Genomic DNA, 14,557 nt, shown 5'->3' on the forward strand with positions numbered 1-14,557 from the left:
TATAAAACATATTTTTAAATATGGGTTGACTAATTCGGTGAGCAATGTATAATGAGTATCACACGAGTTAGAAATGTCTAACAATTGATTGAAGAAAACCAATGAAGAAGAGAGTAACAATGGAGCGCTGCACCAGCAAGCCGGGATGATGGAAGCCGGCACAGGCGAAATTGCGAACCGCACTTCGAAGGTGAAGATCTGAAATGAGTAGGATTTTCCGGGAACTCCCGTTACAGAGTCTTAAGCAGATTCCTTGTTTTACACTTTTAAGTAAAACGTATGGGAATAACTAGAGTGGTACCGCGGGTATTGTGATCAACGCTCGTCTCTTTTCTAAAGAAAAGAGGCGGGCGTTTTATTTTTGTTGCGGGATGCTCATGCACCGGGATTGTGCGTTGCTTTTGCAGTTTACTACTCTGAAGTTTTAACGAATTAGTGAATGAAAATATTGGATTATTGGAGGCTTTACAGGTGAAGGCAGGTATTGTTGGCGCAAATGGATACAGCGGAGTGGAATTGATCCGCCTGTTGTTGAATCATCCGCAAATCAAAATAGAGATGCTGGTCGCTCATTCCACAACCGGCATGGAGATCTCAAGCATTTATCCTCATCTTGGCGGGATTGTGGAGCGAAGGCTCGAGGCATTTGATGCGGATGAACTGGCGGCGCGAACGGATGTTGTTTTTTTCGCAACGCCAGCCGGTGTCAGCAAGGATTTGCTACCTGAATGCCTGAAGCGCGGGCTGATTTGCATTGATCTTTCCGGGGACTTCCGCTTGAAGAATCCACAGGACTATGCCGAATGGTACAAAAAGAATCCTGCTGACGCCGCCCTGCTCGGCGATGCGGTGTACGGCTTATCGGAGCTTAATCGCGAGCAGATCGAAGGCGCGTCTTTACTTTCAAATCCGGGTTGCTATCCGACCGCAACGCTGCTTGGGCTTGCACCGGTATTGCAACATGACATGATCGATTTGAACTCGATTATTGTCGACGGTAAATCCGGGGTTTCCGGTTCCGGAAAGAAAGCAGTGATCGGTAATTTATTCGGTGAAGTGAATGAAAGTGTCAAGGCTTATAAGTTAGATCACCATCAGCACACGCCGGAGATCGAACAAATGATTGAAGAAATCAGTGGTCAAAAAACGGCGATCACGTTTCACCCGCACCTGATTCCGATGACACGCGGTTTGCTCTGCACCACATACGCAAATCTGAAACAAGGCTTTTCAACGCGTGAACTCTTGGAACACTATGAAAAGTTTTATAAGAAATCGCCCTTTGTGCGGATCAGGCCACTTGGGAATTGGCCGGCAACAAAGGAAGTACTTGGCTCAAATTTCTGTGATATTGGTTTAAATGTTGATGGACGAACGAGGCGGCTAACTATTGTCTCGGTAATCGACAATGTCGTTAAGGGCGCGGCCGGTCAGGCGGTACAAAATTTAAACATTATCAAGGGCTGGGATGAACAAACAGGTCTTACGTTCACCCCGATCTATCCGTGAAAGGGCGAGTTCAATGGAAAAATTAGATCAAAAACCAACGATTACTTCTATAGAAAACGGAAGCGTCGGCAGCGCAAAAGGCTTTAAAACCGGTGGCATGCATATCGGAATGCGTACGAAAAAACCGGATCTTGGCTGGATTTATTCCGAGGTTCCGGCAACGGCAGCAGGCGTTTATACAACAAACGTGTTTCAAGCCGCACCGCTTCAGGTGACACAAGAGAGCATTGCTGAAGAGAAGAAACTGCAAGCAGTGCTTGTGAACACGGTCAGCGCAAACTCATGTACCGGGCAGCAAGGCTTGGAAAATGCGCGTGTCACCCGACAGTGGTTGGCGCAGCATTTAGGCATCACCGATCATCTTGTTGGAGTTGCCTCAACCGGCGTGATCGGCATGCAGCTGCCGATGGAAAAGATAAAAAAAGGCATTGCCGCCATTGACTTGTCGGGAAGCGAAGCACCGTTTGAAGAAGCAATTCTTACGACCGATACCAAAACGAAACATCTGGCGGTTACCTTTGAAATTGACGGCAAACCGGTGACGATCGGCGGGGCGTGCAAGGGATCGGGAATGATTCATCCGAATATGGCAACGATGCTTGGCTTTGTCACGACCGATGCGGCAGTTGCACCGGACGCACTCAAGCAAGCGTTAAAGACGATCGTTGATAAAACGTTTAATCGCATTACGGTTGACGGGGATACCAGTACCAACGACATGGTACTGCTCCTGGCAAATGGGCAGGCTGAAAATCAGCCGCTCAGCGCGCAGCATCCGGAATGGCCCGTCTTTCTTAAAGGGCTTGAAGCCGTTTGTCAGGGACTCGCAAAATTTATTGCCGGGGACGGCGAGGGGGCAACCAAACTGATTGAGGTTCAAGTAACCGGTGCTAAAGATAACCAGTCGGCTGAAGTGATCGCTAAGACAATTGTCGGCTCAAGTCTTGTTAAAACAGCGGTGTTCGGTAGCGATGCGAATTGGGGCAGAATCGTCTGTGCCATGGGCTACAGCGGCGAAGCGTTTGATCCCAATCATGTCACATTGAAACTGGGCGACCTTATCCTTTTCGAAAACGGCGTGCCTACGCCTTTTGATGAACAACAAGCGAAGAACTATTTGGATGAAGATAGTATCGTGATTAAAGCCTCTCTTGGTGAAGGAAACGGCAGTGCGGTTGCTTGGGGCTGCGATTTGACTTATGACTACGTGAAAATAAATGCGTCTTACCGTTCGTGAAAAACGTAAGGAGGGAAAACCATGACTCACTATCTGGTGATTAAATGCGGAGGAAGCGTTTTTGATAAACTCACTCCTGAATTTTTTAAAAGTCTGCAAATCATTCAAGAGAGTGGCAAATGGCAACCGGTCATCGTGCATGGCGGCGGGCCGGCCATCTCACAAATGCTGGATAAGATGGAAATACCGACCGTTTTTCATCACGGACTTCGGGTTACGACGCAGGAAGTACTCGATGTTGCTGAAATGGTACTCAGCGGAACCATGAACAAACAGATTGTTTCCAAAATTGCCGCTTCGGGCGGGAAGGCCGTTGGTCTGAGCGGGGTTGACGGCGGCTTGTTTCTGGCAAAGCCAACGTCACTTGCCAAGCTTGGCTATGTTGGTGAGATTACATCGGTGGATGCCGGGGTGATCCGCAGCCTTGCCGGTCAAGGGTTTATTCCCGTGGTTTCACCAATTTCAATGGATGAACACGGACAGCATCTTAACATTAATGCCGATCAGGCAGCCGCTAGTCTAGCCGTCGCGTTGAATGGAAAGTTGTGTTTTATCAGTGATGTTCCCGGGATTCTTGTTGAAAAGGACGGCGCATTAACCCCCCTGAAACAAGTCTCAAATCTGGAAATTGAACAAATGATCGAATTAAAGAAGATCAGCGGCGGCATGATTCCAAAAGCAAAAGCAGCCGTTGACAGCTTAAAGAAGAACGTTAAAGAAGTCGTCATCGTGAACGGGATGATGCCGGATTGTTTGATTGATTATACGAATGGCGTTGAAGTCGGTACAAAAATATTTCTTGAGGAGGAAATCCTTCATGCTTAATACAAAGTCAGAAGAAACGCTCGCACCGGTCATGTCAGCATACGGACGTTTTCCCATTACTCTTGAAAAAGGCAAGGGCAGCTACGTTTGGAATACTGAAGGAACAAAATATCTTGACTTTACGGCCGGGATTGCCGTTCTTGCACTTGGTCATGTCCCGGATGCCGTTGAGGCAGCATTGAAGAAACAGCTCGGACTGCTGTGGCATTGTTCGAATCTCTATCACATCGGACCACAGGAGAAACTGGCCCAAATGCTAACAGAACGGACCTGCTGCGATCAAGTATTCTTTTGCAACAGCGGCGCGGAAGCCAATGAAGGCGCGATAAAACTAGCCCGCCGTTATGCGGCTTCCGTACTGAATAAACCGGAAGGGCATATTGTCACGTTCAACCATTCATTCCACGGGCGGACGCTGGCTACCATGGCGGCCACCGCACAGGAGAAGATCCAAAGCGGTTATGGCCCGGTCGTTCCTGGATTTAAGTATCTTCCTTATAATAGTGAAAATTCTGTAGCAGACATTGCCTCGGATGATCAATGCATCGCGGTCATGCTGGAAATGGTTCAAGGTGAGGGCGGAGTCATTCCGGCGGATAAAACGTGGGTACAGCAACTTTCCGCCATCTGCACGGAAAAAGGCATTCCGATGATCATTGATGAAGTACAAACAGGCATGGGGCGTACCGGCACCCTGTTCGCCTATGAACAATACGGTATTGAACCGGATATTCTAACCGCAGCTAAAGCACTTGGATCAGGCATCCCGATCGGCGCATTCATGGCGAAAAAAGGGATTTCCAAACTGATGACGCCGGGAAGCCACGGATCGACCTTCGGTGGGAATCCGATCGCCACAGCCGCTGGAGTAGCAACGATTCATGCTTTTGAGCAACAGGATGTCCTGGCACAATGTACGAGCAATGCCGCATATCTCCGGGACAAATTGACGGCACTGAAAGAAAGCTATCCGAAACAGCTGACGGCAATTCGCGGTCTGGGTCTGCTCATCGGTGTTGAGACAAAAGCTCCGGCGATCGATCTGGTTAATGAATTGAGAGAGAAACATCGTGTGCTGATTCTAACGGCGGGAAAGCATGTTTTGCGGATTCTGCCGCCGCTTGTGACCGATGAAACGGAGATCGATGCATTTATTGCTGCCTTTGACGCGGTTTTAAAAGAACTATAAAGATGGGGGGCTGCTGATCATGAAAAAGGGATATTTGCTTCTGGAGTCAGGCCGAGTTTTTCAAGGTGTGCGCGTCGGCGCTTCTTCCAGCGTGATGGGCGAATTGGTCTTTAACACGAGCATGACCGGATATCAAGAGATTATGACCGATCCCTCGTACGCCGGACAGATCATGACATTCTGCTATCCACTGATCGGCAACTATGGAATTAATCTTCATGATAATGAGCATGCACGCATTGAAATGCAAGCTGTGCTGTTCAGCAATCTTTGCCGTGTGCCCAGCCATTATCAATCGGTGATGAATGTGGATCAGTGGCTGAAACGCTCAGGGGTTCCGGGTCTCGCTAATCTTGATACACGAGCCGTCGTGAAAGCCGTTCGCCGAAGCGGCACGATGAAGGCAGTCATTAGTGATCTTCCTGATGCTGCGTCAATTGATTGGGAGCAGTCGCTGCCAACAGCTATGGTTGCAAAAGTATCCTCAACAAAAACGACGGTTTATGAGGGAAACGGACCTCATGTCGTTCTAATTGATTACGGTTATAAGAAATCGATGCTACAGGCACTGCTTGCTGAAGGATGCAAGGTCACGGTTGTTCCGTACAATACGGATGCAGAAACGGTGAAATCCCTCCAACCGGATGGCGTGATGCTCAGCAACGGACCTGGAGACCCGATTCAATTGCAGCCGCTGTTTGAGGAAATCAAGAAGATCACATCGACTTACCCAACATTGGGGATTTGCCTTGGCCATCAATTAATCGCGCTGGCCTATGGAGCAAGCACCGGCAAGCTGCTTTTTGGTCACCGCGGTGCCAATCATCCGGTCAAGGCGCTTGCGACCGGAAAGGTATGGATGACCTCACAGAATCACAGCTATGTTGTTGAGAAAGACAGTGTCGATCAAACACAATTTTCGATTAGTTATCTGAATGTTAATGATGGATCGGTTGAGGGATTGACGCATCGTCAGCTTCCGATTGAAACGGTTCAGTTTCATCCGGAAGCCCACCCCGGTCCGGATGATACCCATCCAACGTTTACAAAATTTATTCATATGATGAAACAAAGCAAGGGTGAAGCAAATCATGCCATTACGTACTGACATTAAAAAAGTGCTGGTTATTGGGTCCGGACCGATTGTAATCGGCCAAGCAGCGGAATTTGACTATGCCGGTACACAGGCCTGTCTTGCGCTGAAAGAAGAAGGCATCGAGGTTGTCTTGATTAATAACAACCCGGCAACGATTATGACGGATGATCAGATCGCTGATCGAACCTATATTGAGCCATTAACGCTTGCTGCGATTGAAAAAATTATTGCCAAGGAACGCCCGGATGGACTAATTGGCACGCTTGGCGGACAAACAGGGTTGAACCTAGCTGTTTCACTTTATAATCAAGGGATTCTTGCCAACTATCATGTGGCATTGCTGGGAACCTCCGTGGATTCCATTCAGCATGGAGAAGACCGTGAGTTGTTCAAGGATTTAATGCTGAAAATCAAGGAACCAATTCCCGAATCCAAGATTATCCGCTCGTATGAAGACGGCTTAGCGTTTGTCAATGAAATAGGCTACCCGGTCATCATTCGCCCTGCTTATACTTTAGGCGGCTCTGGCGGCGGTTTTGCTTATAACGAACACGAACTTGATCTTGTGCTCCATCGCGGGCTCAAGCTCAGTCCGATTCATGAGGTTCTGATTGAAAAGAGTATTAAAGGCTGGAAAGAAATCGAGTATGAAGTAATGCGTGATGCCAACGATACATGCATGATTGTCTGTAACATGGAGAATATGGATCCTGTGGGCGTACATACAGGAGACAGTATCGTTGTTGCCCCGTCACAGACGCTCTCGGATGTGCAATATCAGATGCTGCGCAACGCATCACTGAAAATCATCCGTGCTTTAAAAATTGTCGGCGGATGCAACATTCAGTTCGCATTAAATCCGATCTCTAACGAGTATGCGATTATTGAAGTTAACCCGCGTGTGAGCCGATCATCGGCGCTAGCGTCGAAAGCGACCGGTTATCCAATCGCACGCGTTGCAGCGAAATGCGCGGTCGGCTTCCATCTTGATGAAATTTTGAACCCAATTACCGGTACCACTTATGCATCGTTTGAACCGGCGATTGATTATATTGTTGTCAAACTGCCGCGCTTCCCATTTGATAAGTTTACCGAGGCGGATCGAGGCTTGGGGACCCAGATGAAAGCAACGGGTGAGGTTATGGCGATTGATCGCACGTTTGAAGGCGCATTGAATAAAGGCATACGTTCCTTGGAAATGGGCTTTTCCGGTCTTGAAAATAAGGCGTTCACGGTTCTTTCAGACGCTGCATTGGAAAATAAGATCAAGCAGGCAACCGATTTACGGCTGTTTGCGATCAGCGAATTATTTCGAAGAGGGCGCACGGTCGATGATTTGTGGAATATGACGGCGATTGATCCTTGGTTCCTCAACGCAATTCATGGAATCGTCGCTTTTGAAGAAGCAATGAAAGGGAAAGCTCTAGCGGAGCTGAGCGATGAGGTATGGCAGCAGGCGAAGTGGCTGAATATCGGCAACCAGCGTTTGGCTGATCTGCTGAATGTCCCGCCGGAGGAGATATCCAAGCGCGTTCGCGCGGCCGGACTTTCGCCATCGTACCATTTGGTGGATACATGTGCCGGCGAATTCGAAGCGCAAACCCCATATTATTACTCGACATGGTTTGGCGCTGATGAAGCGCAGGTCAGCGATAAGCCGAAGATACTGATCATTGGATCGGGGCCAATTCGGATCGGACAGGGAATCGAGTTTGACTATTGCTCAGTTCAAGCAACACTGGCCGTGAAGAAGAACGGTTATGAAGCGATTGTGATTAACAATAATCCGGAAACCGTCAGCACCGATTATTCAATTGCCGATCGTTTGTATTTTGACCCGCTTGCCGTTGAGGACATTCTTCATGTTGCTGAAAAGGAAAAAGTGCAGGGCGCGCTCGTTCAATTTGGCGGGCAAACGGCTGTGAATGTGGCAAAAGCGCTTGAACAAGCAGGGATTAAGGTGCTTGGTACCTCAACGCAAAGCATCGACCGCGTCGAAGACCGGGAGCAATTTTATGAACTGCTGCAGTCACTGAACATTCCGCATATCAAGGGACTGACGGTGCACAAAATGGAGGATCTTCCGAAAGCGGGTGAAGCGCTCGGCTATCCGATTCTTGTCCGGCCTTCCTATGTGATCGGCGGTCAATCCATGTTCCTGTTCCATCATCCGCATGAGCTTGAAGCATATATGACGAGCGATCGAAATATGACGCAGCAGTCGTTTCCTTTATTGGTTGATCGTTATATGCCGGGCATTGAGTGCGAAGTTGACGCGATCAGTGATGGCGTGCACACGACCATTCCGGGCATCTTTCAACATATTGAGCGTGCCGGTGTCCATTCTGGAGACAGCGTCGCAGTTTTTCCATCGTTCAGTCTCAGCCAAGCGGTGAAGAATGAAATTGAAGCAGATACACGGAAACTATGCAGTAGCTTGAATGTTAAGGGGTTAATCAACATTCAATTCGTGATTGCCTCCGGAAAGGTCTATGTTCTTGAAGTAAATCCGCGTGCGTCACGTACGGTTCCAATCATCAGCAAAGTAACCGGTATTCCAATGGTTAAGCATGCAGTAGGCGTTCAATTAGGTAACTTATTGCGTGATCAAAATTTGGATGACGGTTATGGTACATCTCCTGATTTTTACGCGGTGAAGGCACCGGTGTTCTCGTTTACGAAATTGCAGGGGGTTGATCCTGTTCTCGGTCCGGAAATGAAATCGACCGGCGAACAACTGGGCATGGGCGCTACGGTTGACGAGGCATTTCTAAAAGGTGTCTTATGCAACGAGGACAATCCATTTGCAAAGGACAACGCGAATAAAGCCATCTTATGCTCCATCACTGAAAATCAGCGCGAGGAGAGTTTCGATGTTGTCCGCCAGCTTGCTAAAGACGGCTTCAAGATTTTTGCAACACCAGGGACCGCTGCTGCATACAGACAGGCAGGAATGACGGTCGCTGAGGTGAATGATGATGCAGAGGCTGCAGCTCAATTGATTGCAAATGGCCAAGTGTCCGCCGTCTACAATATTCCGACGGCCGGGCGCAACCGGCAATCGTTTGGCTTTCAAATCAGAGCGCTCGCATTGCGCTACCAAGTGCCTGTGTATACATGCACCGATACATTAGCTGCGACGCTTCATGCAGCAAAGCACGCCATTTCATCGGATGTATACACGCTTGATGAATACCGGAATTTCAGCTATACGAATCAATAAGAGGAAGTGAATGTCTTGGAAAACGAAACAGCAGCAACATTGACAGGCAGAGATTTTCTTACGATCGCTGAATTTACAGAAGATGAACTGATGACCTTCTTGAATACGGCTGTTGCCTTGAAGACGATGCAGAAGCAAGGGGTTCCGCATCATTTCTTAAACGGACAGACGCTGGCGATGATCTTTGAGAAAGCGTCAACACGGACGCGCGTCGCATTTGAAGTTGGTATGTACCATTTAGGCGGTTCTGCATTATACTTAAGCAGTAAAGACATACAGATCGGCCGCGGCGAGACGATTGCCGATACGGCTAAAGTGCTTTCCCGCTTTGTCGACGGTATTATGATTCGTACGTTCGGTCATGATGTGGTTGAGGAGCTGGCGGCGAATGCCGATGTTCCGGTGATTAATGGATTGACCGATACGCATCACCCGACACAGATCATTGCCGATCTGTTGACGATCTACGAACACAAGGGAAAAATCGGCGGACTCAAGGCGTGCTTCATCGGTGATGGCTACAATAATATGGCCCATTCACTGATGGAGGGTGCTGCGGCATTCGGTATGGATATGACGGTTGCAAGTCCAAAGGGCTATGAACCGGATACAGCAATTTTTGAGGCGGCAAAAGCAAGAGGCGCAAAGAACGGCTGCATGATTGCCATAACAGACTCACCGCAGGAGGCTGCCGAAGATTGTGATGTGGTCATCACCGACACATGGCTGAGTATGGGCGATGAAGCTGAGAAGGATAAACGGTTGCACGATTTCCAAGGTTTCCAAGTAGATGATGCCCTTGTCTCACTTGCTAAGCCGGATCATATTTTCATGCACTGCCTGCCGGCTCACCGCGGCGAGGAAGTCACGGAAAGCGTCATTGACGGCGATCATTCCGTTGTTTTTGATGAAGCGGAAAATCGGCTTCATGCACATAAGGCAATTCTGAAATGCTTGATGGAAAAAGATGCATAAAAAAGACAACTTTTAGGAGGGTATTCTCATGGCAAAAGAAAAAATCGTTTTAGCATATTCCGGAGGGCTTGATACATCGGTTTGCATTAAGTATCTCCAAGACAAATACAATTATGACGTAATCGCACTCAGCATCGATGTTGGCGAAGAGGGGAAAGATCTGGCAAAGATTAAGCAAAAAGCACTTGATGTCGGCGCGATCAAATCCTATGTTGTCGATGCGAAAGAACTGCTCGCTGAAGGCTACCTTGCACCGGCACTTCAAGCAAATGCGCTGTACGAAGGCGTCTACCCGCTTTCCTCCGGACTATCGCGTCCGCTGATCGGCAAACTGCTCGTCGATGTTGCCCACAAGGAAGGGGCGACAGCCGTTGCTCACGGATGCACCGGTAAAGGAAATGACCAAGTACGTTTTGAAATCGCCATTCAGGCACTTGACCCATCATTGACGGTTGTTGCTCCGGTTCGGGAATGGGGCATGACGCGCGACGAAGAAATCAAATACGCGGCAAAGAAAGGGATTCCGATTCCGGTTGACCTTGACAACCCGTTCTCAATCGATGCGAACATTTGGGGACGCGCATGTGAAGCCGGTGTTCTGGAAAATCCGTGGAATGAAGCACCGGAAGCAGCATTTGCTTGGACGAATCCCATTGAAAAAACACCGGATACGCCGCAATATGTTGAAATTGACTTTGAAAAAGGAATTCCTTGTGCCTTAAACGGCGAGAAAAAGCCATTCATTGAAATTATTAAAGAACTGAATGCACTTGGCGGATTACATGGCGTTGGGCGGATTGATCATATTGAAAACCGTCTTGTCGGCATCAAATCACGTGAAGTATACGAAAGCCCTGCAGGCGTCATCTTAATTAACGCGCACAAAGCGCTCGAAACGATTACGCTGACAAAAGAAGTCTCGAAATTTAAACCGTTGATTGATAAAGAAATCTCACAGGTAATCTATGACGGACTCTGGTACTCGCCAATCCGCGAAGCACTGATGGCTTTTGTGGAACAAACGCAGCAAGTGGTTTCCGGCAAAGTTCGCGTGAAACTTTTCAAAGGAAATCACGACGTTGTTGGACGCGCATCGGACAACAGCCTTTATAATGAAGAACTTGCAACCTATACGACTGGTGATGCGTTCGATCACAATGCTGCGGTCGGCTTCATCAAACTATGGGGGCTGCCGACGAAAGTGAACGCAGAAGTGCACAAGAAAGGAACGGAGGCAGATCATGGCGAAGCTTTGGGGCGGCCGGTTTACGAAATCAACTAACAAGCTTGTTGATGACTATACGGCATCGATCTCATATGATCAGGAACTAGCAAAAGAAGATATTGAGGGCAGCTTGGCTCATGTTCAAATGCTTGGCGAATGCGGCATTGTCTCTGAGGAAGAGGCAAAGACGATTCAGCAAGGTCTGACATCAATTCTGAAAAAAATAGAAAATGGCGACGCGCATTTTTCAACCGATATGGAAGATATTCATATGAACATCGAAAAGATGCTCATTGACGAGATTGGTCCGGTTGGCGGAAAGCTTCACACCGGGAGAAGCCGCAATGATCAGGTGGCAACGGACATGCACCTGTACATGCGGAAGAAGACCAAAGTGCTGATTGATCTTCTTGAAGACGTGCAGCATGCACTGCTTGAACAGGCAAAAGCCAATGTGGATACGATACTTCCTGGATACACGCATCTGCAGCGGGCACAGCCGATCTCATTCGCGCACCATTTGCTTGCGTACTTTTGGATGTTTGAACGCGACAAATCGCGCCTTCGGGACAGCGAGAAACGGATCAATAGTCTGCCGCTCGGAGCCGGTGCGCTGGCCGGGACAACGTTCCCAATCAATCGCCGCCGCGTGGCTGAATTGCTCGACTTTGCCGACGTTTATCCAAACAGCTTAGACGCAGTGAGTGATCGCGACTTTGTCGTCGAAGCACTCGCAGATTGCTCGTTGATCATGGTGCATCTCTCTCGATTATCCGAAGAAATGGTACTGTGGAGCAGTCAAGAATTCCAGTTTATTGAACTGGATGATGCCTTCTGCACCGGATCCAGTATCATGCCGCAAAAGAAAAATCCGGACGTTTCCGAATTACTGCGCGGCAAAACGGGACGCGTGTTCGGTCATTTGGTCGGACTGCTGACCGTGCTTAAAGGACTTCCGCTTGCCTACAATAAGGACATGCAGGAGGACAAAGAAGGTATTTTTGACACGGTCAAAACATTGGAAGGCGCACTGAAATTACTGGCGCCGATTCTTGAGACGATGACCGTTAAGAAAGATCGGATGCGTCATGCGGTTGAAAAAGATTTCTCAAATGCAACCGATATTGCCGATTATCTCGCGAAAAAAGGTCTGCCGTTCCGCGAAGCACATGCGGTCACCGGAAAGATGGTTCTTTATGCAATTGAACACAAGAAATATCTGCTGGATCTTGAGCTGAGTGAATACAAGCAATTCAGTCCGCTCTTTGAACAAGATATTTTTGAGGCACTGCTTCCTGAGAGTGTCATGCGCGCGCGCGAAAGCGAAGGCGGAACCGCACCGCACCAGGTTGCAAAACAACTGAAACTTGCGGAGACACGTCTGTATCAGAATGAATCGTTCTAATACGGCTGTTTCATATAAGAAGTACTCCTTTTGTAGGTGATTTATGTTATCCACAAAAGCAGTACCCCCCTAATTCATTATACTTTTTTGAGGATACGTGTCAGACGTATCCTTTTTTTGCTATGATTGCCTCAGATACTTTTATAGAGACGGCAGTTATTCATTGATCGTAAAAATTAAAAAGAGATACTAAATAGAAAGGCTGATTGTTGATGCAAAACGAGCAGGCGGGTTTCGTAAGAATACATAAGCGTAAGGGCGGTTATCTTCGCTTTGTGTTGGTGCTTGGAGCGCTGAGTGCGTTTGGCCCGCTTTCGATGGATATGTATCTGCCGGCGTTACCGTCTTTGACTAAAGATTTTGTGACAACTCCTTCATTTGCTCAATTAAGTATTACGTCATGTCTCGTTGGACTCGCATTAGGACAAATCCTCGTGGGGCCGCTTAGTGACCGGTATGGCCGCAAGATTCCGCTACTTATCGGACTGGCCACTTTCGCCGTAGCGTCCTTTCTGTGCGCCATGACCACATCAATCCTTGTACTGATCGTTCTGCGCTTGATTCAAGGGACGGCAGGGGCAGCCGGGATGGTAATCTCGAGGGCCATTGCCCGCGACCTTTACTCGGGAACGAAGCTGACGAAATTTTTCTCAATGCTGATGGCAGTCAATGGACTATTTCCGATTCTGGCGCCAATTATGGGTGGAGTGATTCTTCGTTTTACATCGTGGCGCGGCGTTTTTCTTGTCCTGTGTGTGATCGGCTTTTTGTTATTGGTCAGTGCATGGGCGTTTATTCCGGAAACCTTGTCTGAAGGCAAACGGATTTCCGGAGGACTTGCCGCAACGCGCGCGTCAATGAGCGGAATGATCCGCGACCGCCGTTTTATCGGTTATGCACTCGTTCTTGGTCTTGTCATGGGGGCAATGTTTTGTTATATTTCGGGTTCATCTTTTGTCCTTCAGGAAATGTTTTCCGTTTCGCCGCAAGGCTTCAGTGTGTTCTTTGCTGCAAATGGTCTTGGCATTGTCCTGATGTCACAGCTCGCCGGCTTGCTGGCTGGACGCGTTGACGCCCATAAAATCCTGTATACTGCGGTGATTCTTGCTGCACTGGGAGGCGTGATGTTGTTTACGAGTACCTTGCTTGACCCGCCACGACTGATCGCAGTCATGATCCCTCTCTTCCTGATTGTTTCGATGGTCGGACTCGTTAACGCAACAGCCTTTTCACTCGCCATGCAGACTCAGGCAAAGGCAGCTGGTTCTGCTTCAGCAATACTCGGACTCGGAATGAATACGATCGGTGCTTTATTCTCGCCACTGGTTGGACTGGGCGGCAGCCATACTTATGTTCCAATGGCAGTGATGATCCTCATCTGTGAATTGAGTGCACTATTGATCTGTTATTTTTTGATTTGCAAACCGCAAACCGCAAGCGGCAAACGATAAAGAAAAGAGGGCGATTTGAATGAATGCGTTTTTGATGGATTTAATGGATATTCGTCCCAGCCAGCTTTATTTGGATCAGAATAAAGTGGAGCGGCTGAACCGGTCGTTTGATCCACTGAATGTTCGATTCAATGCACCGCTTCCCGTAAGAAAAATTGGCGGGGAAGTGTTTCTCACGGATGGACATACGCGGGCTTTCCTCTATAGAAAGGCACGTGTTTCGGTGATTTCTGTTTATTGGGACACAGACGATCTGGATATGCAGCTCTATCAAACCTGTATCGAGTGGTGCCGTAAGGAGAAGATTCTCTTTATAGACGATTTGAAAGACCGCGTCCTGCCTCATGATCAATTTGTGAAGCAATGGATTGATCGCTGTGCGCAGGCGGTGAAAAAGGATTACTCTTAATCTAGGCGCATTG

11 protein-coding genes and 1 other annotated feature are annotated in these 14,557 nt (G+C 48.3%); all 11 genes read left to right on the forward strand.

What is annotated here, in order from left to right:
* Positions 1-92 precede the first annotated feature (92 nt).
* Positions 93-333, forward strand: a binding site (T-box leader).
* 138 nt (positions 334-471) lie between these two features.
* Positions 472-1,509 carry an N-acetyl-gamma-glutamyl-phosphate reductase gene (gene argC / locus SIN01_RS04840; RefSeq protein WP_010026460.1) on the forward strand — a complete coding sequence of 346 codons (1,038 nt, stop codon included), beginning with the start codon at positions 472-474 and terminating at the stop codon, positions 1,507-1,509.
* Positions 1,510-1,522: 13 nt separating this feature from the next.
* On the forward strand, positions 1,523-2,746 hold the full coding sequence (gene argJ, locus SIN01_RS04845) for a bifunctional ornithine acetyltransferase/N-acetylglutamate synthase (protein WP_010026461.1): 1,224 nt from the start codon (positions 1,523-1,525) through the stop codon (positions 2,744-2,746).
* Positions 2,747-2,767: 21 nt separating this feature from the next.
* The gene (gene argB / locus SIN01_RS04850; protein ID WP_010026463.1) at positions 2,768-3,571 is read left to right on the forward strand and encodes an acetylglutamate kinase; all 804 of its coding nucleotides are present in this window, start codon (positions 2,768-2,770) and stop codon (positions 3,569-3,571) included.
* Complete coding sequence (locus tag SIN01_RS04855; protein ID WP_010026465.1) at positions 3,564-4,760, forward strand: aspartate aminotransferase family protein; 1,197 nt, start codon at positions 3,564-3,566, stop codon at positions 4,758-4,760. The genes argB and SIN01_RS04855 overlap by 8 nt, the downstream gene beginning before the upstream one ends.
* 19 nt (positions 4,761-4,779) lie before the next feature.
* A complete protein-coding gene (locus SIN01_RS04860; protein ID WP_010026466.1) occupies positions 4,780-5,868 on the forward strand; it encodes a carbamoyl phosphate synthase small subunit in 1,089 nt (362 codons plus the stop codon).
* Positions 5,852-9,079: a carbamoyl-phosphate synthase (glutamine-hydrolyzing) large subunit gene (gene carB / locus SIN01_RS04865; RefSeq protein WP_010026467.1), complete on the forward strand. Its 3,228-nt coding sequence runs from the start codon at positions 5,852-5,854 to the stop codon at positions 9,077-9,079. The genes SIN01_RS04860 and carB overlap by 17 nt, the downstream gene beginning before the upstream one ends.
* A 15-nt stretch (positions 9,080-9,094) precedes the next feature.
* On the forward strand, positions 9,095-10,054 hold the full coding sequence (gene argF, locus SIN01_RS04870; RefSeq protein ID WP_010026468.1) for an ornithine carbamoyltransferase: 960 nt from the start codon (positions 9,095-9,097) through the stop codon (positions 10,052-10,054).
* A gap of 28 nt (positions 10,055-10,082) precedes the next feature.
* Entirely contained in the window at positions 10,083-11,336 is a 1,254-nt protein-coding gene (locus SIN01_RS04875; protein ID WP_010026469.1) for an argininosuccinate synthase, read from the forward strand.
* A complete protein-coding gene (argH, locus tag SIN01_RS04880) occupies positions 11,296-12,684 on the forward strand; it encodes an argininosuccinate lyase (RefSeq protein ID WP_010026470.1) in 1,389 nt (462 codons plus the stop codon). The genes SIN01_RS04875 and argH overlap by 41 nt, the downstream gene beginning before the upstream one ends.
* A gap of 212 nt (positions 12,685-12,896) precedes the next feature.
* Complete coding sequence (locus SIN01_RS04885) at positions 12,897-14,135, forward strand: multidrug effflux MFS transporter (RefSeq protein WP_010026471.1); 1,239 nt, start codon at positions 12,897-12,899, stop codon at positions 14,133-14,135.
* A gap of 19 nt (positions 14,136-14,154) precedes the next feature.
* Entirely contained in the window at positions 14,155-14,544 is a 390-nt protein-coding gene (locus SIN01_RS04890) for a hypothetical protein (RefSeq protein WP_010026472.1), read from the forward strand.
* The last annotated feature ends 13 nt before the right edge of the window (positions 14,545-14,557 follow it).

The organism is Sporolactobacillus inulinus, from assembly GCF_006539285.1.
GTDB classification, from domain to species: domain Bacteria; phylum Bacillota; class Bacilli; order Bacillales; family Sporolactobacillaceae; genus Sporolactobacillus; species Sporolactobacillus inulinus.